The following is a 20,545-nucleotide window of genomic DNA, read 5'->3' as shown; positions in this document are numbered from 1 at the left end:
TGGAGTAAATCATGTCAAACTCGAAATCCCGCAGCGGGCAGAAATTTATCGCCCGCAACCGCGCGCCGCGCGTACAGATTGAATACGATGTCGAAATTTATGGCGCAGAGCGCAAAATCCAGCTGCCGTTCGTGATGGGCGTGATGGCGGATCTGGTGGGGAAAGCGGTCGATCCGCAAGCCAGCGTGGAAGAACGCAAGTTCATGGAGATCGACGTCGACAACTTCGACGAGCGCATGAAATCGCTGAAGCCGCGCGTCGCTTATCAGGTCGATAACACCCTGACCGGCGAAGGCAAGCTGAACATCGATCTGACCTTCGAAAGCATGGAAGACTTCTCCCCTGCCGCTATCGCCCGCAAGGTCGACTCGCTGGGCAATCTGCTGGACGCCCGCACCCAGCTTTCCAACCTGCTGTCTTATATGGACGGTAAGAACGGCGCCGAAGAGCTGATCTCCAAGATCCTGCAAAACCCGGCGCTGCTGCAATCCCTGACCGACGCGCCGAAGCCGGCGGTTAACGACGACAACAACGAGCGTGAGGATTAATCGATGAGCAACTCGCCTCAGCAACAAAATGCGTTGCAGACCACCGAGACTTTTTCCAGCGATGAATTCAGCGCGCTGCTGAACAAAGAGTTCCGGCCGAAGACCGATCAGGCCAAAGAAGCGGTCGAGAACGCGGTGAAAACCCTGGCGCAACAGGCGCTGGAAAACACCGTCACCGTTTCTTCCGACGCCTACCGCACCATCCAGGCGCTGATCGCGGAAATCGACGAAAAGCTGTCGCAGCAGATCAACCAGATCATTCACCACGACGACTTCCAGAAGCTGGAAGGCGCCTGGCACGGCCTGCATTATCTGGTCAACAACTCCGAAACCGACGAGATGCTGAAGATCCGCTTTATGAGCATTTCCAAACAGGAGCTGGGCCGCACGCTGAAGCGCTATAAAGGCGTGGGCTGGGACCAGAGCCCGATCTTCAAGAAAGTCTACGAAGAAGAGTATGGCCAGTTCGGCGGCGAGCCGTTCGGCTGCCTGGTGGGCGACTACTACTTCGATCACAGCCCGCAGGACGTGGAGCTGCTGGGCGAAATGGCCAAGATCGGTGCCGCCTCGCATTGCCCGTTCATCGCCGGCACCGCGCCGAGCGTGATGCAGATGGAGTCCTGGCAGGAGCTGTCCAACCCGCGCGATCTGACCAAGATTTTCCAGAACACCGAGTACGCCGCCTGGCGCAGCCTGCGCGAGTCGGAAGACGCGCGCTACCTGGGCCTGGTGATGCCGCGTTTCCTGGCGCGCCTGCCCTACGGCATCCGCACCAACCCGGTGGACGAGTTTGACTTTGAAGAAGAAACCGACGGCGCGACCCACGGCAATTACACCTGGACCAACGCCGCCTACGCCATGGCCGCCAACATCAACCGTTCGTTCAAAGAGTTCGGCTGGTGCACCGCCATTCGCGGGGTGGAATCCGGCGGCGCGGTGGAAAACCTGCCGTGCCACACCTTCCCGAGCGACGACGGCGGCGTGGACATGAAGTGCCCGACCGAGATCGCCATCAGCGATCGCCGCGAAGCCGAGCTGGCCAAAAACGGCTTTATGCCGCTGGTGCACCGCAAAAACTCCGACTTCGCCGCCTTTATCGGCGCGCAGTCGCTGCAGAAGCCGGCGGAATACTACGATGCCGACGCCTCCGCCAACGCCCAGCTTTCCGCGCGCCTGCCGTACCTGTTCGCCTGCTGCCGCTTCGCGCACTACCTGAAGTGCATCGTGCGCGACAAAATTGGCTCCTTCCGCGAGCGCGATGACATGGAACGCTGGCTGAACGACTGGATCATGAACTACGTGGACGGCGATCCGGCCAACTCCTCGCAGGAAACCAAGTCGCGCAAACCGCTGGCTGCGGCGGAAGTGCAGGTGGAAGAGATCGAAGACAACCCGGGCTATTACAGCGCCAAGTTCTTCCTGCGCCCGCACTACCAGCTGGAAGGCCTGACCGTCTCCCTGCGCCTGGTGTCGAAGCTGCCTTCGCTGAAGCAAAACGACGCGTCCTGATGGACTGAAGTCAGGCCGCGAGAGTGCGGCCTGGCTGATACATCAACCTCATCACAGGGAAAGAAAGATGAAGACAAAACGGTTTTATCTGGCATCGCTGTTGGCTGTCGTCTGCTCGCTCTCCGCCGCGCCGCCAGCTTTCGCAGAGCAGACATCGATAGCGCACTTGACGTCCGATGATGTCAATCTGCCAGGCAGCGACTTTTTCCGTTTCTATCGCAGTGCAGATAAACAGGAAAAAGAGAAAGCGCGGATTTATTTGCTGGGCGTGCTGGACGCGACGGAAGGAAAAAGCTGGTGCCAATACAGCCAGCTACAAACCGTCACTCTGCAGGAGTTTGTGTTCGAATTCTTTAATAAACTTCCCGCTGCGCGCCTGCACGAAAGGGCTGCCCCCCTGATTGAAGAGGCTCTGGCGACTCGCTTCCCCTGCAAAGGAGGCAAAGCATGAAACCTTTATATCGTCAGCTAAAAAGCAGCCATTACTCCTCTGATTACTCTAGCCCGGGATATTTGGCAGCAGAAGCCGTTTACGCCGAGATTGGTTATGAGCTTGATACGCTTCTAAAGCAAAACCCTGGTTATGCCAATACCTGTGCCGTCCGCATGAGCCTGGCGCTGTTGAAAGCCGGCATCAGCTTCAAAGGCCGTCTGCCAATCAAAAAAGGCACCTATAAGGGTAAAACGATTGAGCCTGGAGCCAAACTGCTGGCCGATCAGTTGCATCGCTCCAGTAGTTTTGGCAAAGCCAACATTTTCTTTAATGCTCCAGATGCAGAGAAGGGTATCGGCAATAAAAAAGGCGTCGTGTTCTTCAATAAAATAACCAACTATGATGGCGGACACATTGATCTTATCGAACCAGAAAACTCGCTATTGACCTGCCATTCCCATTGCTATTTTAACTGCAAAGAAGTCTGGTTTTGGGAATTAAGCTAGTGTTCCATCGGCTGACCAGTAAAAGCATGAGATTTGGTTTAACTGCATGCTTGCTTATCGCCTCATTAAGGTTGCAAGCAGCGCCAAATCAGGATCCTGTGGCATTTATCAAACAGCTGCCTTATCACCAGGTCGTAAAAGAACTGGCATTGTCTCGCTGCCTGGCACAGGTCTCCGATTCGGATAAGGCATTCTCTCTTGATGCAGCCAGAACGGCGAATGCGATGAGAGAATGGATGCCATTCGACATCGAATCAGGTGATGAGAAAATCAATGTTCTCATCGGAAAATATAAATCCAGAATCAATGAGTTTCACAGTGAAACTAAAGACAGGAGTCAAGGCGTCACCTTGAACTGTCTGCGGTTGTACCATAGTTCTGAATTGGACAAGCTTTCCCGACAGCTCATTGCAGGCAATCCAGATCGCACGTGGAATCAAGATAACGCGAAATAATTAAGCATTGAGCCATTAGCACTTAATAGTGGCTCGGTAACCCGTACCGATAGTTTTCGGTATTTAAGAAGGTGCATGGCACAAGGATATAAATTGGTAATGCATTACCACACTTGCAATTCCTGCTGCTATTACCTGAGTTTTTCAACGTAACGTTAATACTACTGTTAACCCTTAATAAAGAGTGAAGAAACTATGGCTATTGATATGTTCCTGAAAGTTGAAGGTGCCAGCGGCGAATCCAAAGATTCGAATCACAAAGGCTGGACCGACATTACTTCTTTCTCCTGGGGCGCTTCTCAACCGGGCAATATGGGCGTTGGCGGCGGCGGTGGCGCCGGCAAAGTGTGCTTCAACGATCTGCACGTCAACGCGCTGATCGACAAGTCAACCCCGGCCTTGCTGAAACACTGCTCAAGCGGCAAACACCTGACCAAGATTGAGCTGTCGGTTTGTAAGGCGGGTGGTAGCCAGGTTGAATACGCAAAAATCACCCTGGAAGACGTGCTGGTCACCGCCGTACAGTACACCGGTGCAGGCGGCGAAGATACCGTGGGCGTCACCTACTCCTTCCAGGCGGCGAAAGTGAAACAGCAATACTGGGAGCAGAGCGACAAAGGCGGCAAAGGCGCCGAAAGCAGCGCAGGTTGGAACATCAAAGAAAACCGCGAAGCTTAATCTGCATGCCCCCCCGGTTACGGCCGGGGGTTCATAACATGGATACAATGGAGAGTCAGGATGAAAAAACCTCTATTTGGGCCCGCATGGATTCGTTTTTCTGAAGTCAATATCAATGTAAAAAAAGTGGGTGCATTGATTGGTGGAAAAGTAGAAAGCAATATTGAGAACGGTATTTTTGAAAATGCTTGTCCTATTCGAATGAGTTATGTACTCAACTATACAGGCATACCAATTCCCTCTAACTCCGGTTATGCGACTGTGTCTGGTAAGGATAAAAAATGGTATCTTTATCGTGTTAACGATATGATTCTCTTTTTAGAAAAGAACTTCGGCAAGCCTGATATCACGGTGAAATCCCCTACACCAGTTAAATTTTCAGGTAAAAAAGGGATAATGGTTATACAAGGAAATGGCTGGCGAAATGCCAGAGGACATGTCACATTATGGAACGGTGACATTTGCTCTGACTCTTGTCATTTCATGGGGGATCCTGAGAATGGATCTTTTGTTCCTGAAGTCGCATCACTTTGGATATTAAAATGAAGACTACCCACATAGCCCTTGCTCTTCTTCTCGTTTCCCCTATGCTGCTTGCGGAAGATATAAAAATAGAAAACTTACCTCAAAGCGAAATTTATGAAAATTGGCTGGTTAGCCGCTGTATTGGGAAGTCTACTGACTCAGAAAAAACCAAGCAAGATGCTTTCCGTTCCGCTTCCGCCTATTTAGAATTCAGTAAACTCCCCATGGATGCATTCGAACAAGGCGAAAAACTGGCTGAACAGTACGCAAATAAAAATAGTCAAGGCTCAGTTAAAGGAAGTTATCATACTTTAGATTGCCTTTCGCTTCAGAGTTCCAGTGAGGCTAAAGCCATCTTCAAACGTTACTCTAATTAATAATTAATATTGTAGGTTGCAATTTTATAAAATCATCAACTTAAGCAAATTAGAGTTTTATTAATTATTTTCACTGGGTATTAGCCATCAAGCATTGAGATACTCATGCGCTGGTTATCTATTACTCTGCACAAACCATACGGATTTTGGAGTGTTGAGATGAAAAGAATCCTTATCTCCTTTTTTTGTCTATATGCCACTTGCGCTATAGCGCAGAAAAATCAAGAAGAGTCGATTGAAAAGTGGCCGCCGCAAGCGGCATACAGAAGCTATTTGCAAAACTACAAGGATATTGCTCTAACCTACTGCATTTCCGTCGCTTATAAGACATCACCAGAAGCCAGCAAAGATGCAATTGCCTCATCGAATGGAATCGATGCTTGGTCATACTATGCAATTCGTGATGAAGAATCCCCTATAATTGCACTGACAAAGCAGTACTTGCAAAAGAATTACAATGCTAAGGACGGAAAAAGCCGCTTAGACTTAATGAAGTGCATGGATATGTACCATAGTGAAGATCTTGACAAACTCGCGAAAGACTATGTACAGAGCCCTAATGATAATTGGGTGAAAGACAATCCGGTTAGAGTGAATGAAAAACCGTCTCGGAAATAACCAGTGAAAAGAATCTTACTGGCTGTGGCCATAGCCGTAACGTTGAACTCTAATGCAGCAACAAAAATTGACTACTCCCCTGCCGAATACCTCAAAAACTACGCGCTTAGCGTTTGTATCGCCGAGGGGTACTCAGCAAAAGAAGTCAAAAACGATGCCGCCGCCACCGCCAGGGGTTACATGGAGTTCGGCGATTATTCTCTGGAAGCGCATACCGCTGTCAGGGCGCTGGCAAAAGAATTTCTGGCAAAGCACTATGACAGCATGTCTGGGGAGCCGATGACGATGGCAAAGTGCATCGATCTTGTACATAGCCAAGCGTTGCAAGCCATCATCAAGAAGTACCAAGGGAAAGACGACAACTGATATCAGAATTAGTTATGAGAGAGCCGTTACCCTTGAGATGTTCAACGGAATTTCATTTCACCTTCTTATTCCATAATTCTTTCAATTAATAACAAAAGCATTTCGTAAAATTAAGACTACAACAAGCCTTAGTGAACGAGTTAAGAAACAACTTAACGGCTTGCCAAAATATCCGCCAATTTTGGCAAGCCAAAGATCGAATCATTAATTATTGCACTACCTCCTAATCAGCAGGAATGCCTTATGCGATTTTCCATTGTAAAAAATAAAAGCGGCCAGGTTCCGCCGCAGAGCAGTTGCGATTTTCTGCCGCCGGGCGGCACCATCGGCCGCAGCGTGGACAACAACCTGGTGCTGCCGGACGAAGAGCGCGCCATTTCCCGCCTGCAGGCGATCGTGCATATTTCCGCTGACGGCGAATGCCGCATCACCAACCGCGGCAACGTTACCCGCGTGCTGCTGAACGACATTCCGCTGGAACGTGGCCGCCAGGTTGAACTGCAGGACGGCGACGTGCTCGGCATCGACGATTACCAGATTGAAGTCAGCGCGCTGCACCAGCACGCCGCGCCACAGGCTCAACCGATGGCCAAGGCCGCCGCCGTTGCCGCTGCTGCGGCCCCAACAGCCGCCGCCAAAGAAAAATCCGCCGCGCCCATCCCCAACGAAATCTGGGACAGCCTGGTGGAAGAATTTACCCCGAATGCGCCGGCCGCCGTCACGCCGCCGCCGGTCGCCAATCCTGGCAACCACCCGCTGCTGGATACCCCCGCTCGCGAGCTGAACCCGGCCGATCCGCTGGCACAGCTGGCGGGCGATGTCGATCTGCGCCAGCTGCAGCAGCAGCAAACCGATCCGGCGGCGCTGTTCAACACCGACACCACCTTTGAGCGCGAACACATCCTGGCCGATACCACCCCCAGCGCGCTGCTGGCGGAGCAGGCTGCGCCAGCGCGGCCGGCAACCCCGGCTCAGAATGCGCAGCAACCGGAGCAAGAGCTGGATCCGCTGGCGCTGTTCGGCGGTTCATCCGCTCCCGCGTCGCCCGAGACGCTAAACAGCAACGATCCGCTGGGGCTGCTGATGGGCGGCGCCGTGCCGCTGGCTCAGCCGGACGAGCCGGTACAGCCGCCCGCGCCGCCGTCTTCGCCTCCGATCGCCGCACAACCGCAAGCGCCACGCCCAGAGCCGACGCCGCCACCCGTGCAGACGCCTGAGCCACAGCCCCAACCCGTGCCGCAGTTCAACCAGCAGGAACCGCCTGCGCAACCGCCGCGCCCGCGCCAGGGCAACCGCCTTGGCATCGATCCGGTCGCCTACCAGTCCGCTCAACGGCAGCACGCCGCCGCGCCGAATGGCGACACCTTAGAGGGGCCGCTGCTGACGGCGCTGTTGCAAGGCATCGGCCTCGACGATCTGCAGCCGCAGCCGCACTTCGACGAACGGCAGATCCGCCAGGCCGGCCGCCTGCTGAGCCTGTTCTCGCAGGGCACCGTCGCCCTGCTTTCATCCCGCTCGATCCTCAAGCGCGGCGTGAAGGCCGAGATGACCATGATCCTCGACGAGGCCAACAACCCGTTCAAGCTGCTGCCTTCGGGCAAAACGGTGCTGATGCAGATGTTCGGCAGCCAGATGCCGGGCTTTATGCCTCCGGAGCAGGCGGTGCGCGATGCGCTGATCGACCTGCAGGCGCACCAACTGGGGATGATCGCCGGCATCCGCGCCATCATCGCCGCCATGCTGCAGTCGTTCAACCCGGAGCGCCTCGAAGAGGAAGCGCGCAAGGAAGGCGTGGCGCCGCGTCTGTCGCTGCCCGCTAACCGCAAGGCTGCGCTGTGGGACTACTTCGTGAAGAACTATCAGCAAACCTCCGGCGAAATCGAGGACGATTTCCACACCCTGTTCGGCGAAGCCTTCCTGCACGCCTATGACGTTGAAGTGAATCAATACAAAGACTCACAGACCAAACCGGACGCGTAATGAATATCACCATAGCCTCTACCTCCAACCAGGGCGGCCGCGCCTCCAACCAGGATCAGACCGGCGAGGTGCTCGGCAACCGCGCCGCCTGCTTCGTGGTGTGCGACGGCATCGCCGGCTTTCCGGGCGGCGATATCGCCGCCAAACTGGCGCGCGACACCATTTTGCATAACTTCGACGGCGAAAAGCACCTGAACGCCCAAAGCATTCGCCAGCACATTACGCGCGCCAACGCCGCCATCCACCAGCAGCAGCGACAGTCGGACGAATACAGCAAGATGGGCACCACGCTGGTCAGCCTGTTTATCGATCGTGATTACCAGCTGGCCTACTGGGCGCACGCCGGCGACAGCCGCCTGTACCTGTTCCGCCGCGGCTACCTGCATGCCGTCACCACCGACCACAGCCTGATCCAGCAGATGCAGGACGCCGGCTATCAGACCAACGGCATCAACAGCAACCTGCTGTATTTCGCGCTGGGGCTGAACGAAGAGCGCGACGCCACCTACAGCGACGTGCTGCAGCTGGAAGACGGCGACGTTTTCCTGCTGTGCACCGACGGCTTCTGGCACAGCTTCAGCCAGGCCGAACTGGAACAGTCGCTGCACATGGTCAACTCCCCCAGCGAGTGGATCGCCCTGATGCAGCAGGCATGGAAGAAAAACAATAACAGCGATAACTACAGCGCTATCGCCGTCTGGATTGGCTCACCGCAGGAAACCACCCTGCTGCATTCGCTGGCGGATGCGGAACGGTTTCTGAGCCGCGACTGAGCAGCGCACATTCACAGCAAGGTTCACTATGAAATATTGGATGCCGGGGCTCGTCGCCCTGATGGCGGTACCGACCGCGCAGGCGATGAACTATCGCCTGGTTTACTCCCCCAGCCAGAAGCTGGAAGTGTTTATCGATGACGTCAAAAACAGCAATCCCGAAAGCTGGTGCGGCAAGAGCATCCCGCTGCGCATCGTCTCGGCGCAAAGCCAAGACCCGGCGGTGCTGAACGACTTTCTGCCGCGCGTCGGCAATCTGTTGGAAAAACAGTGCCCGAAAGCCGGCCACCTGCCCTGGACGCTGACCGACAAGCGCGGTGAAAAGCTGGCCAGCGGCGAAGCCGCCAAAGCGCGCGGCTGGAAACCGGTGGTCAAACAGGAGGCCGTCGAGCAGCCGGAAACCCCGCCGCAGCCGGCGATCCCTGCGGCGGTAGCCGTGACCTCTCCGCAGGCGGACACCGCGCCGCCTCAGCGTTTCAACCTGCCGCAGGGCTGCCACTTCCGCACCTTCTGGCATGACGACGCCAACGGCGGCGCGCTGTTCATTCCCGCCGGCGACGCGCTGCGCTGCGGCGAGGACGGCTGGCTGCAGGGCAGCGGCGCAGTCACGCTGCAACAGGGCGGCCAAACCCTCTCGCCGACGTTGTGGTTCCTGCAGGGCTATCCGCTGGCGCAGATTAACGGCGGCGATCGCCCGCTGACCGTCGTCAGCGCCAACGCCCAACGGCTGGTTCTGGGCGGTAACCCGCAGGCGCCGGGCAGCTTCCTGCTGCTGAGCTTCGAACCGAAGCTGCACGCCTGGGCGTTCAACGGCGAAGCGATCGTTGAAATGCCGCGCGTCGATGCCGCCGACGAGAACAAGGTCAAACAGCGCCTGCAGCAGGCGCAAACCGCCTGGCAACCGCTGCTGAGCGCCCCCGCTCCGCTGACCTTCAAGCTGGTGGAAAAGCTGGCCGCAGACCGGGTCGATCCCGCCAGCGGCAGCTACCTGTCGGTTAACGGCGCCACTCACTGATCATAAGGAAAGCCTGTGAAATCATTAGCAAGCATGTTGCAAGGCCAGTCGATCGGCGCGGCCATCACCGCCGTCGAAAACGAGATCAAGGGAAAACCGGCGGATGCCGACCTGCGCGCCGCGCTGGTGCAACTGCTGTGCCTGAGCGGCAACTGGACGCGCGCCAACGCGCAGCTGAAATCCTGGCAGGCGCTGAAACCGATCGCCCAACCGACCACGCTGCTGCTGATGCAGTCGGTCAACGCCGAGCTGCAACGCCAGGCGGTGTTCGCCGGCACGGCCGCGCCGGCGCTGCTGCGGCAGGATCAGCCCTGGCTGAAACTGATGGTGCAGGCGCTGCATCAGGATGCGCAAGGCGCAGCCGAACAGGCCCAGGCGCTGCGTGACGAAGCGCTGGAGGCCGCCCCGGCCGGCGCCGGGCGGTTAACGCTGGCCGAAGGCGACCAAGAACGGCAGCTGAGTTTCGACTGGCTGACCGACGGTGACGGCCGCCTCGGGCCGGTGTGCGAGCTGGCGCTGAACGGCGTTTACTACTGGCTGCCGTTTGCCGACATCGCCGCGATCCAGTTCCAGGCGCCGCAGAGCGCCATCGATCTGGTGTGGAGCCACGCGCTGGTGCGCCTCACCGACGGCCGCGAACAGGTGTGCCAACTGCCCGCCCGTTATCCGCTGGCCGAAGGCAGCGACGACGCGCTGCTGCTCGGCAAACGCACCGAATGGCAACCGCTGGGCGACGGCACCCACTATGCGGGGCTGGGCCTGAAAACCTGGCTCAGCGAAAGCGACGAATTCCCGCTGCACAGCCTGCGGCAGCTGAGCTTCGACGCGAGCGCCTGAACATGAACGATAAGCGCCCACCCCACTACGACGGCGGCGATCTGCGCCGCCAGGGCTATCGCTATCGTCAGGACAGCGAGCGCCTGACGTCGCGCGACAAAATGCAGCCGGTGCTGCTCGACATGCTGACCGACGACGAACCGCAGAAAAAGCAGGAAGCACAGGTGCGCAACCTGGTGTCGCACAGCGAGCTGCGCCGCCGGGTGCTGCGCGATCTGCAGTGGCTGTTCAACTGCGTCAACAGCGAATCCAATCTGGATCTCGGCGACTTTCCGCAGGTGCGGCGCTCCACCCTGAATTACGGCATCGCCTCGCTGGCGGGCAAGCGCATGTCGGATATCGAATGGCTCGACATTCAGCGCGCGCTGACCGAGTCCATTCTCCATTTCGAACCGCGCATTTTGCCCGAGGGGCTGCAGGTGCGCTGCATCTCGGACACCGGCTCGCTGGAGCTGCACAACGTGCTGTCGATCGAAATCAAGGGCCGCCTGTGGTGCGTGCCCTATCCGCTGGAGTTTCTGTTCCGTACCGACGTGGATCTGGAAAACGGCCACTTCGATCTGAAAGACATAGGGTAAGGCGATGGACAGTAAACTGTTAGACTATTACAACCGCGAGCTGGCCTATCTGCGTGAGATGGGCGCCGAGTTCGCCGAACAGTACCCGAAGGTCGCGGGCCGTCTCGGCATGCGCGGCATCGACGTGGCGGATCCCTATATCGAGCGCCTGATGGAGGGCTTCGCCTTCCTCACCTCGCGCGTGCAGCTGAAAATGGACGCCGAGTTCCCGCGCTTTTCTCAGCGCTTGCTGGAGATCATCTACCCCAATTACCTGTCGCCGACGCCGTCGATGGCGATCGCCGAGCTGCAGCCGGACAGCAGCAAAGGCGACATCAGCAACGGCTTCGTGGTGCCGCGCGGCACCATGATGGACAGCCAGACGCTGAAGAAAAGCGGCATCACCTGCAGCTATACCACCGCCCATGACGTCACGCTGCAGCCGGTGCGCATCGCCGGCGTCGAGCTGGGCGGCATTCCGGCCGATATCCCGCTGGCCTCGCTGGGGCTGCAGCACAGCGGCTGCGTCAGCGCGCTGCGCATTCGTCTCGAGTGCTACGAAAGCGTGACGCTCAACAACCTGCGGCTTGATCAGCTGATGTTTTACCTGGCCGGGCCGGACATGCAGGCGCAGCAGCTGCTGGAACTGCTGATGCAGCACAGCGTCGGGCTTGTCTGCCAAACGGTGGAGGCGCAGCCACAGCGGCGCACGCTGGCGCTGGACGGGTTGCGGCAGGAGGGCTTCGCCGCCGATCAGGCGCTGCTGCCCAACGACCTGCGCAACTTCGAAGGCTACCGGCTGCTGCAGGAATATTTCGCCTTCCCGGCACGCTTCCAGTTCTTCAGCGTCAACGGCCTGCGCCCGCTGCTGCAAAGCGTGCGCGAAGGGAAAAAGGCGCTGCGCCAGTTCGAGATCGTGGTGCTGCTGGATCGGCACGACGCCGCGCTGGAACGGGTGGTCGACGCCGCCCATTTGGCGCTGCACTGCACGCCGGTGATCAACCTGTTTCCGAAGGTCGCCGAACGCATCGCGATCAACGAAAAAAACCACGAATACCATCTGGTGGTCGACAATATCCGGCCGCTGGATTACGAAGTATTCTCGGTGCAGCGGCTCGGCGGCAGCGCCAGCGAAAAACGCTACGAGCAAGAGTTTCGGCCGTTTTACAGCACCCTGAGCGCGGACGACGGCAACTATGGCGCCTACTTCTCGCTGCGGCGCGAACAGCGCACGCTGTCGGAGCACGCCCGCCGCTACGGCACCCGCACCGGCTATGCCGGTTCGGAAGTGTTCGTGTCGCTGGTGGACGAGCGGCAATCGCCGTGGCACAGCGATCTGAAATACCTCACCGCCGACGTGCTGTGCACCAGCCGCGACCTGCCGTTGATGCTGCTGCAACAGGATCAGGGCAACTTCGTGATGCCCGACTCGATCCCGATCAAGCAGGTCTCGCTGCGCAAAGGCCCCACTCCGCCGCGCCCGGCGCTGGCCGAAGGCATGATCACCTGGCGGCTGATCAGCCAGCTGCAGCTGAACTACCTCAGCATGATGGACGGCGATCCGGAACAGGGCGCCGCCAGCCTGCGCCAGCTGATGGGGCTGTACGGCAACCTGAGCGAACCGGCGATCGCCAAACAGATCCAGGGCGTGCGCCACTGCAACCTGCGGCCGGTCTATCGGCGAGTGCCGGAGCCGGGCCCCATCGTGTTCGCACGCGGCATCGCCATCGATCTGACGGTCGATGAGCAGGCGTTCTCCGGCAACAGCCCTTACCTGCTCGGCAGCGTGCTGGAGCGCCTGTTCTCGCGCCTGGTGGCGATGAACACCTTCACCGAGATGACGCTCTCCAGCCAGCAGCGCGGCGAAATCGCCCACTGGCAGGCGCGCATGGGCAAAAGGACGCTGATATGAGCGCGGAGATGATTGCCACCGAACTGGCGCCGCCGCAGATCAACGCGCTGTATCGCCTGCCGGACGACTTCTGGCCGCGGCTGCGCAGCGCGCCTTACAAGCACGATCTGTTTCAGCTGCTGCGCCGTATCGACGCCCAGGGCGGCCAACCCTACCTGCTGGGGCGCGCGCCGCTGCCGCGTCACGAGATGCTGCGCCTGGGCCAGGAGCCGTCGCTGTCGTTCGCGCCCTCCACGCTGGCGCAGGTGGCGCCGCGCGCCAACAGCCCGCTGCACGACGTCTCGATCTTCAGCTTCGGCCTGTTCGGCCCCAACGGGCCGCTGCCGCTGCACCTGACCGAATACGTGCGCGAACGGGTGTACCACCATCAGGACACCACCCTGCTGGCGTTCACCAATCTGTTCCATCACCGGCTGACGCTGCTGTTTTACCGCGCCTGGGCCGACGCGCAGCCGACGGTGTCGCTGGATCGCCCGGACAACCGGCGCTTCGACGAATACCTGTCGAGCCTGATAGGCATCGGCCAGCCGGCGCAGCAGGAACGCGACAGCATCAACGCCCACGCCAAACATTTTATGGCCGGTCATCTGATTCGCCACAGCCGCGATCCGGAAGGCCTGAGCAAGATTTTGCAGCAGTATTTCAAGGTGCCGGTGCGCATCGTCGAAAACGTGCCGCACTGGCTGCGGGTGGAACCGCGCGAGCAGGCGCGGCTCAAGGCCGGGCGCGGTGCGCCGCGGCTCGGCGAGTCGGCCTTTCTCGGCATCGCGGTGCGCGATATTCAGCACAAATTCCGCATCGAGCTGGGGCCGATGCCGCAGCGGGACTATGACCGCTTCCTGCCCGGCGCCGACCTGTGCCGGCAGCTGCGCGACTGGGTGCGCCAATACCTGGGCATCGAGTTCGTCTGGGAAGTCCGTCTGATCCTGGCGAAGGAACAGGCGCACGGCCTCCAGCTCGGCGGCGCGCAGCGATTGGGCCTGAGCAGCTGGCTGGCCGACGATCGGCGGCAACGCGATCTCGACGATCTGATCTTCAGCCCTGAACCGCTGGAAAATCCGTTCTGACCCTATTTCGGCCGGCGCCCTGCGGCGCCAGGCCACTCTGAGACCTGAGGAAAACCATGTCTGAAATCAGCCGCTCGGTATTATTTGGCAAACTGGATAGCCTGTTATTCACCTCTCTGGAAAGTGCGACGGCGTTTTGCAAGCTGCGCGGTAACCCCTACGTCGAACTGGCGCACTGGCTGCATCAGCTGATGCAATCGCCGGACGGCGATCTGCAGCAGATCGTCCGCCACTTCGCGCTGGACGAGGCGCAGCTAGCGCGCGACATCGTCGAGGCGCTCGACCGCCTGCCGCGCGGCGCCAGCGCCATCTCCGATCTGTCCGAGCACATCGACAGCGCGGTAGAACGCGCCTGGGTCTATGGCTCATTGAAATTCGGCGCGGCGCGCATTCGCGGCGGCCACCTGCTGCTCGGCATCCTGAAAACCTACAGCCTGCGCCATCTGCTGAAGGCCATTTCCCCGCAGTTCGAGCGCATCAACGCCGATCTGTTGATGGAACAGTTCGCCGCCATCACCGCCCACTCGGCGGAAAACGCCCAGGATGCGCCGGCGGAAAGCAGCGCCGAGAACGTATCCGGCGCGCCGCGCAGCGGTGAAAGCGTGCTGGCGCAGTATGCCCAGGACCTGACCGCCAAAGCGCGCAACGGCGAGATCGATCCGGTGGCCGGCCGCGACGAAGAGATCCGGCAAATCATCGATATCCTGATGCGCCGCCGCCAGAACAACCCGCTGCTGACCGGCGAGGCCGGCGTCGGGAAAACCGCGGTGGTGGAAGGCCTGGCACTGCGCATCGTGGCCGGCGACGTGCCGCCGCAGCTGCGCGACGTGAAGCTGTGCCTGCTGGACATCGGCATGCTGCAGGCCGGCGCCGGCGTCAAAGGCGAGTTTGAAAAACGGCTGCAGGCGGTGATCGACGAAGTGCAGTCCAGCCCGACGCCGATCATCCTGTTTATCGACGAGATTCACACCCTGATCGGCGCCGGCGGCGCCCAGGGCACCGGCGACGCCGCCAACCTGCTGAAACCGGCGCTGGCGCGCGGCCAGCTGCGCACCCTCGGCGCCACCACCTGGTCGGAATACAAGAAATACATCGAGAAGGATCCGGCGCTCACCCGCCGTTTCCAGGTGGTGCAGGTACACGAGCCGAGCGAAGACAAGGCGCTGCTGATGCTGCGCAGCACCGTCAGCCCACTGGAGCAACACCACCGCGTGCTGCTGCTGGATGAAGCGGTAGACGCCGCGGTGCGGCTGTCGCATCGCTATATTCCGGCCCGCCAGCTGCCGGACAAGGCGGTGGCGCTGCTGGATACCGCCTGCGCGCGCGTGGCGGTCAGCCAACACGCCGAGCCTGCCCAGGTCGAAGACTGCCGCCACCGCATCGATGCGCTGCAGATAGAGTGGGATATCGCCCGCCGCGAGGCCAAGGTGGGCATCGGCGATCCCCTGCGCCCGCAGGAGATTGAAACCCAGCTGACCGCGCTACGCCAGGAGCTGGAACAGCTGACCGACCGCTGGCAGCAGGAGCTGGCGCTGATCCAAGAGATCATCACACGGCGCGCCCAGCTGCACCGGCAGGAAGAAGAGTCTACTGAAGAAGAGACACAGGCGCGCCCTGACGCCGACGCGCTGCGCGCCCAGCTGGGCGAACTGCAGCAGCAGCTGAGCGCGCTGCAGGGTGAAGCGCCGCTGATCTTCGCCGCCGTCGACGCCAACATCGTGGCGGCGGTAGTGGCCGACTGGACCGGCATCCCGCTGGGCCGCATGGTGAAAAACGAGATTGAGGCGGTGCTGCAACTCTCCGACACCCTGAACCAGCGCGTGATCGGCCAACGCCATGCGCTGGATCTGATCGCCCGCCGGGTGCGCACTTCGCGGGCGCGGCTGGACGATCCCAACAAGCCGGTCGGGGTGTTCCTGCTGGCCGGGCCGTCCGGCGTCGGCAAGACCGAAACCGCGCTGGCGCTGGCGGAAACCCTGTACGGCGGCGAGCAGAACGTCATCACCATCAACATGAGCGAATTCCAGGAGTCGCACACCGTTTCGACGCTGAAAGGCGCGCCCCCCGGCTATGTCGGCTACGGCGAAGGCGGCGTGCTGACCGAGGCGGTGCGCCGCCGCCCATACAGCGTGGTGCTGTTGGACGAAATCGAGAAGGCGCACCCGGACGTGCATGAAATCTTCTTCCAGGTGTTCGACAAGGGCTGGATGGAGGACGGCGAAGGCCGCCATATCGATTTCCGCAACACCATCATCATCCTGACCTCCAACGTCGGCACCGAGCTGATCGCCGGGCTGTGCAGCGATCCGGAGCTGCTGCCGGAGCCGGAAGCGCTGAGCGGCGCGCTGCGCCAGCCGCTGCTGTCGGTGTTCCCGGCCGCCTTGCTCGGCCGCCTGCTGGTGGTGCCGTATTACCCGCTGACCGACGCCACGCTGGGCAACATCGTGCGCCTGCAGCTGGGGCGCATCCAGCGTCGCCTGGCGGAGAATCACGACATCGTCTGCACCTTCGACGACGCGGTCATCGAGCAGATCGTCAGCCGCTGCACCGAGGTGGAGTCCGGCGGCCGCATGGTCGACGCCATCCTGACCAACACCCTGCTGCCGCAGATCAGCCACACCCTGCTGACCGGCAGCGCCAACGACCAGCGCTATCGCCAGCTGCATATCGCGCTGCAGAACCACGAATTCATTTGTCAATTTCAGGCATAACGCCGCGGCCGCCGAGACGGCGGCCCTTTGAACACAGAGAGTCATCACTATGTCGGGAACCGGGATAACCAAACCGAATTCGAACAGCCTGCCGAGCGGCTATCGATTCAACGAATTCGAGATCCAGGAAGCGATCGGCGAAGGCGGCTTCGGCATCGTCTACCGCGCCTACGATCACCAACTGGAACGCACCATCGCCATCAAAGAGTACATGCCGACCTCGCTGGCGAAACGCAACGACGATCTCAGCATCGGGCTGCGCGGCGAGCGCTTCGGCAAAACCTTCCAGGCCGGGTTAAACAGCTTTATTCAGGAGGCGCGCCTGCTGGCCCGCTTCTCGCACCCCGGCCTGCTGCACGTGCTGCGCTTCTGGGAAGAGAACGGCACCGCCTACATGGGCACCCAGTTCTACAGCGGCACCACGCTGAAGAACCTGCAGGCGCAGCAGCCGGAGAAAATCGACGAGGCGTGGATCCGTCGGCTGCTGCCGCCGCTGTTCAGCGCCATCAACACCATCCATCAGGAAGGTTACCTGCACCGCGACATCTCGCTGGATAACATCCAAATTCAGGAGAGCCAGCTGCCGGTGCTGCTGGACTTCGGGTCGGCGCGCAAAGAGATCGGCAACCTGTCGGACGAAACGGAGATCATGCTGAAGCCGGGCTTCGCACCGATCGAGCAGTACACCGAGAACAGCGACGGCGAACAGGGACCCTGGACCGATATCTACGCGCTGGGCGCCGTGCTGCACACGCTGATCGTCGGTTCGCCGCCGCCGGTCAGCGTGGTGCGCAGCATCGAAGACAGCTACCAGCCGCTGGCCGAGCGTCGCCCCGTCGGTTACTCGCCGGAACTGCTACGCACCGTCGACCGCGCGCTGGCGCTGAAGCCGGAAGACCGTCCGCAGACCATCGATGAAATGGCCGAGCTGTTGCAGCTGCCGATCGCCGATGAAAACGAAATCGTCAGCACCCCGGCCGCCGCGCCAGAGAACCTGCTGGTGGCCGCCAACCCGGCTGCCGCCGCAGCAGCCGCCGGCGCCGTTACCGCGCGCAGCACCCAATTCTCGCGGCCGATGATGGCCGGCGCCGGCGTCGCGGCGCTGCTGGTGATCGGCACCGTCGCCTGGCTGAGCGGCGGCAAAGACGATGCCCAGGCCGTAGCGCAAAATACCGAGGCGTCACCGGCGCAGAAAACCCTGACGGAGCAGCCGAGCGCGCCGCAAACCGCGCCATCTGCGCCGGTGGAACCAGAAAAGGCGGCGCCGCCACCGCAGCCGGTGGCGCTGGTGTACTTCAAACTGCAGCCGGGCGAACAGGTCAGCCTCGACGGCAAGCCGCAGCAGGTAACGCCGGGCGAAAACGGCTTCGCCAGCCTGAATCTGGCGCCGGGACGTTATCAGCTGGAGATCCGCCACAACGATCGGCTCCGCCGGCAGCAACTCAGTATCGACACCGCCGGCACCTGGCTGGTCAATCCGGCCACCGCCGGTTAATTCCGTTCTGAAGCCCCGCCGCGGCGGGGTTTCACCTATTTCATGAGACTGACGCACCGCTGCCCACCCTCATTGGCCGCGCGGCAAGGCCGCTGCAACGCTGGGGTAAGCAGAACACGACGTCAATCACAGAGGACGTTCTCATGTTGGATCGCATTATTGCGCACACGCCGCTGGGCCAGGAGCAGCTGCTGTTCCGCTCACTGGACGGCATCGAAGCGCTTTCCACCCCTTTCGACTTCTCTATTGAACTGCTGAGCACCGACGCGCGGCTCGATCGCAAAGCGCTGCTCGGCCAACCGCTGACGCTGGAGATCCCGACTCAGGGCTTTCTCAGCGCCCCGCGCTACCTGAACGGCAAGATCACCGCCATCGCCGTCAGCAGCGAAGAGATCGGCGGCACCCGCTACGCGGTGTATAGCCTGCACGTGCAGCCGGATCTGTGGCCGATGACCAAGGACCGCAACTTCCGCATCTTCCAGGAACAGACGGTGCCGCAGATCGTCAAGACCCTGTTGGCGGAGCACAACGTGCAGCTGGAAGATCAGCTGACCGGCGACTATCGCCTGTGGGGCTACTGCGTGCAGTACAACGAAAGCAGCTTCAACTTCATCAGCCGCCTGATGGAGCTGGAGGGCATCTATTACTATTTCAAACACGAGATGGGCAAACACACGCTGGTGCTCGGGGATGCGCCCCACCACCACCAGCCCTATCCCGGCTACGAGATGATCCCCTATCACCTGACGCCGTCCGGTGGCAGCACCAGCGAGGAAGGCATCAGCCAATGGACGTTGTCCGATCGCGTCACGCCGGGCATCTACAGCCTGGACGACTACGATTTCCGCAAGCCGAACGCCTGGCTGTTCCAGGCGCGGCAAAACCCGGTCTCGCCGACGCCGGGGCAGATTGACGTCTACGACTGGCCGGGCCGCTACACCGAGCATCAGCAGGGGGAGTTCTACGCCCGCGTGCGCCAGGAAGCCTGGCAGGCCGAACATCAGCAGATCCGGGGCACCGCCACCGCGCTGGGCATCGCTCCCGGCAGCACCTTTACGCTGTATAACGCCCCGCACGCCGACGACAACCGCGAGTACCTGACGCTGCAGGCCAACTACCATCTGAAAGAGAACCGCTATGCCAGCGGCGACGATCAAAGCAGCGAACACCGTATCGACTTCGTCGTGCTGCCGGCGGACGTGCCCTGGCACCCGCCGCAGCAGGCCACCTGGCCGAAAACCCACGGGCCGCAGACCGCACGGGTGGTCGGCCCGGCCGGCGAATCGATTTGGACCGACAAATACGGCCGCATCAAGGTGAAATTCCACTGGGACCGCTTCGGGCCGAAGGACGACGGCAGCTCTTGCTGGGTGCGCGTCTCCAGCGCCTGGGCCGGCCAGGGCTACGGCGGCGTGCAGATCCCGCGCGTCAACGACGAAGTGGTGGTGGACTTTATCAACGGCGATCCCGATCGGCCGATCGTCACCGGGCGCGTTTATAACGAAGCCAGCATGCCGCCGTGGGCGCTGCCGGCCGCCGCCACCCAGATGGGCTTTATGAGCCGCACCAAGGACGGCACCGCCGACAACGCCAACGCCCTGCGCTTCGAAGACAAGGCCGGCGCCGAACAGGTGTGGATCCAGGCGGAACGCAACATGGACACCCAGGTCAAAAACGATGAGAGCCACACCATCGATAACGACCACACCCACCTGGTGGGCGGCAACCAGATCAAACGGGTGGTGCTCAATCAGGCCACCGGTGTCAAAGGCGATGCCTCCGCGCTGACCGGCAAAACCCGCAGCGACGCCGTGGTTAACGCCTTTACCCTCGGCTCCGGCGAATCGCTGCGGCTGGAGTGTGGCGAAAGCGTGATCGAGCTGCTGGCGAACGGCCAAATCAACATCACCGGCACCAGCTTCAATATCACGGTGAAAGAGGACGGAGAGATCAATACCGGCGGCCAGCTGGATCTCAACCAGCCCGGCGGCGCCGCACGCACCGCCGCACCGGGCGGCGGCCATCAGGCGGCGATCCAGAGCGCCGTCGATCAGCTGTTCCCTAAAGAGTAGCCAAGTGGTACGCCGGGAAAGCCGGTTAACGCAGCCTCTCGGGCGGCGGCAGCGGCGCCGGCTAAACCGGCTGCCGCTGTAACCCCTTTTGGCAACGAGGTGAATGAGCTG

General features: G+C 60.4%; 20 protein-coding genes. All 20 read left to right on the top strand.

Going from position 1 to position 20,545, the window contains the following annotated elements; translation table 11 throughout:
- The first annotated feature begins 11 nt into the window (after nt 1-11).
- The 20 genes from tssB to EKL15_RS13540 all read left to right on the top strand — a co-directional run bounded on the left by tssB (nt 12) and on the right by EKL15_RS13540 (nt 20,434).
- Nucleotides 12-548 (top strand): type VI secretion system contractile sheath small subunit, encoded by a 537-nt coding sequence (gene tssB / locus EKL15_RS13635; RefSeq protein ID WP_047730442.1) that lies wholly within the window; start codon nt 12-14, stop codon nt 546-548.
- Nucleotides 549-551: 3 nt separating this feature from the next.
- Complete coding sequence (tssC, locus tag EKL15_RS13630; RefSeq protein ID WP_019452990.1) at nt 552-2,057, top strand: type VI secretion system contractile sheath large subunit; 1,506 nt, start codon at nt 552-554, stop codon at nt 2,055-2,057.
- Between the two features lie 67 nt (nt 2,058-2,124).
- A complete protein-coding gene (locus EKL15_RS13625) occupies nt 2,125-2,508 on the top strand; it encodes a Rap1a/Tai family immunity protein (RefSeq protein WP_025303292.1) in 384 nt (127 codons plus the stop codon).
- On the top strand, nt 2,505-2,996 hold the full coding sequence (locus EKL15_RS13620) for a T6SS effector amidase Tae4 family protein (protein ID WP_060420731.1): 492 nt from the start codon (nt 2,505-2,507) through the stop codon (nt 2,994-2,996). Before EKL15_RS13625 ends, EKL15_RS13620 begins: the two co-directional genes overlap by 4 nt.
- 26 nt (nt 2,997-3,022) lie before the next feature.
- Nucleotides 3,023-3,451 (top strand): T6SS amidase immunity protein Tai4 family protein, encoded by a 429-nt coding sequence (locus EKL15_RS13615; protein ID WP_060420904.1) that lies wholly within the window; start codon nt 3,023-3,025, stop codon nt 3,449-3,451.
- 195 nt (nt 3,452-3,646) lie between these two features.
- Nucleotides 3,647-4,129: a type VI secretion system tube protein Hcp gene (locus EKL15_RS13610; RefSeq protein WP_038876771.1), complete on the top strand. Its 483-nt coding sequence runs from the start codon at nt 3,647-3,649 to the stop codon at nt 4,127-4,129.
- Between the two features lie 60 nt (nt 4,130-4,189).
- The gene (locus EKL15_RS13605) at nt 4,190-4,675 is read left to right on the top strand and encodes a type VI secretion system amidase effector protein Tae4 (protein WP_072265414.1); all 486 of its coding nucleotides are present in this window, start codon (nt 4,190-4,192) and stop codon (nt 4,673-4,675) included.
- Entirely contained in the window at nt 4,672-5,031 is a 360-nt protein-coding gene (locus EKL15_RS13600; RefSeq protein ID WP_060420730.1) for a T6SS amidase immunity protein Tai4 family protein, read from the top strand. Before EKL15_RS13605 ends, EKL15_RS13600 begins: the two co-directional genes overlap by 4 nt.
- Nucleotides 5,032-5,136: 105 nt before the next feature.
- Nucleotides 5,137-5,649 (top strand): T6SS amidase immunity protein Tai4 family protein, encoded by a 513-nt coding sequence (locus tag EKL15_RS13595; RefSeq protein ID WP_230201186.1) that lies wholly within the window; start codon nt 5,137-5,139, stop codon nt 5,647-5,649.
- Nucleotides 5,650-5,667: 18 nt separating this feature from the next.
- Entirely contained in the window at nt 5,668-6,015 is a 348-nt protein-coding gene (locus EKL15_RS13590) for a T6SS amidase immunity protein Tai4 family protein (protein ID WP_238423716.1), read from the top strand.
- A gap of 243 nt (nt 6,016-6,258) precedes the next feature.
- Nucleotides 6,259-7,995: a type VI secretion system-associated FHA domain protein TagH gene (gene tagH / locus EKL15_RS13585; RefSeq protein ID WP_100395629.1), complete on the top strand. Its 1,737-nt coding sequence runs from the start codon at nt 6,259-6,261 to the stop codon at nt 7,993-7,995.
- Entirely contained in the window at nt 7,995-8,768 is a 774-nt protein-coding gene (locus EKL15_RS13580; protein ID WP_038876757.1) for a PP2C family serine/threonine-protein phosphatase, read from the top strand. The genes tagH and EKL15_RS13580 overlap by 1 nt, the downstream gene beginning before the upstream one ends.
- Before the next feature lie 28 nt (nt 8,769-8,796).
- A complete protein-coding gene (locus tag EKL15_RS13575) occupies nt 8,797-9,783 on the top strand; it encodes a type VI secretion system-associated protein (protein ID WP_084827629.1) in 987 nt (328 codons plus the stop codon).
- Between the two features lie 15 nt (nt 9,784-9,798).
- Complete coding sequence (locus EKL15_RS13570; protein ID WP_072271002.1) at nt 9,799-10,620, top strand: type VI secretion system accessory protein TagJ; 822 nt, start codon at nt 9,799-9,801, stop codon at nt 10,618-10,620.
- A gap of 2 nt (nt 10,621-10,622) precedes the next feature.
- A complete protein-coding gene (locus EKL15_RS13565; protein WP_038876749.1) occupies nt 10,623-11,198 on the top strand; it encodes a type VI secretion system baseplate subunit TssE in 576 nt (191 codons plus the stop codon).
- A 4-nt stretch (nt 11,199-11,202) separates the two neighbouring features.
- Nucleotides 11,203-13,089: a type VI secretion system baseplate subunit TssF gene (tssF, locus tag EKL15_RS13560; protein WP_203089802.1), complete on the top strand. Its 1,887-nt coding sequence runs from the start codon at nt 11,203-11,205 to the stop codon at nt 13,087-13,089.
- Nucleotides 13,086-14,156, top strand: coding sequence for a type VI secretion system baseplate subunit TssG (tssG, locus tag EKL15_RS13555; protein ID WP_048234377.1), 1,071 nt, complete (start codon nt 13,086-13,088; stop codon nt 14,154-14,156). The genes tssF and tssG overlap by 4 nt, the downstream gene beginning before the upstream one ends.
- 56 nt (nt 14,157-14,212) lie before the next feature.
- A complete protein-coding gene (gene tssH / locus EKL15_RS13550) occupies nt 14,213-16,867 on the top strand; it encodes a type VI secretion system ATPase TssH (protein WP_203089792.1) in 2,655 nt (884 codons plus the stop codon).
- A gap of 49 nt (nt 16,868-16,916) precedes the next feature.
- On the top strand, nt 16,917-18,362 hold the full coding sequence (locus EKL15_RS13545; RefSeq protein ID WP_203089776.1) for a serine/threonine protein kinase: 1,446 nt from the start codon (nt 16,917-16,919) through the stop codon (nt 18,360-18,362).
- A 143-nt stretch (nt 18,363-18,505) separates the two neighbouring features.
- Complete coding sequence (locus EKL15_RS13540; RefSeq protein ID WP_060439699.1) at nt 18,506-20,434, top strand: type VI secretion system Vgr family protein; 1,929 nt, start codon at nt 18,506-18,508, stop codon at nt 20,432-20,434.
- Nucleotides 20,435-20,545: the final 111 nt, after the last annotated feature.

It is taken from the genome of Serratia sp. 4542 (assembly GCF_016805595.1).
Classification (GTDB): Bacteria; Pseudomonadota; Gammaproteobacteria; order Enterobacterales; family Enterobacteriaceae; genus Serratia; species Serratia nevei.
The sequence above is the reverse complement of the archived record's forward strand: the minus strand, read 5'-3'. Positions and strand labels throughout refer to the sequence as shown.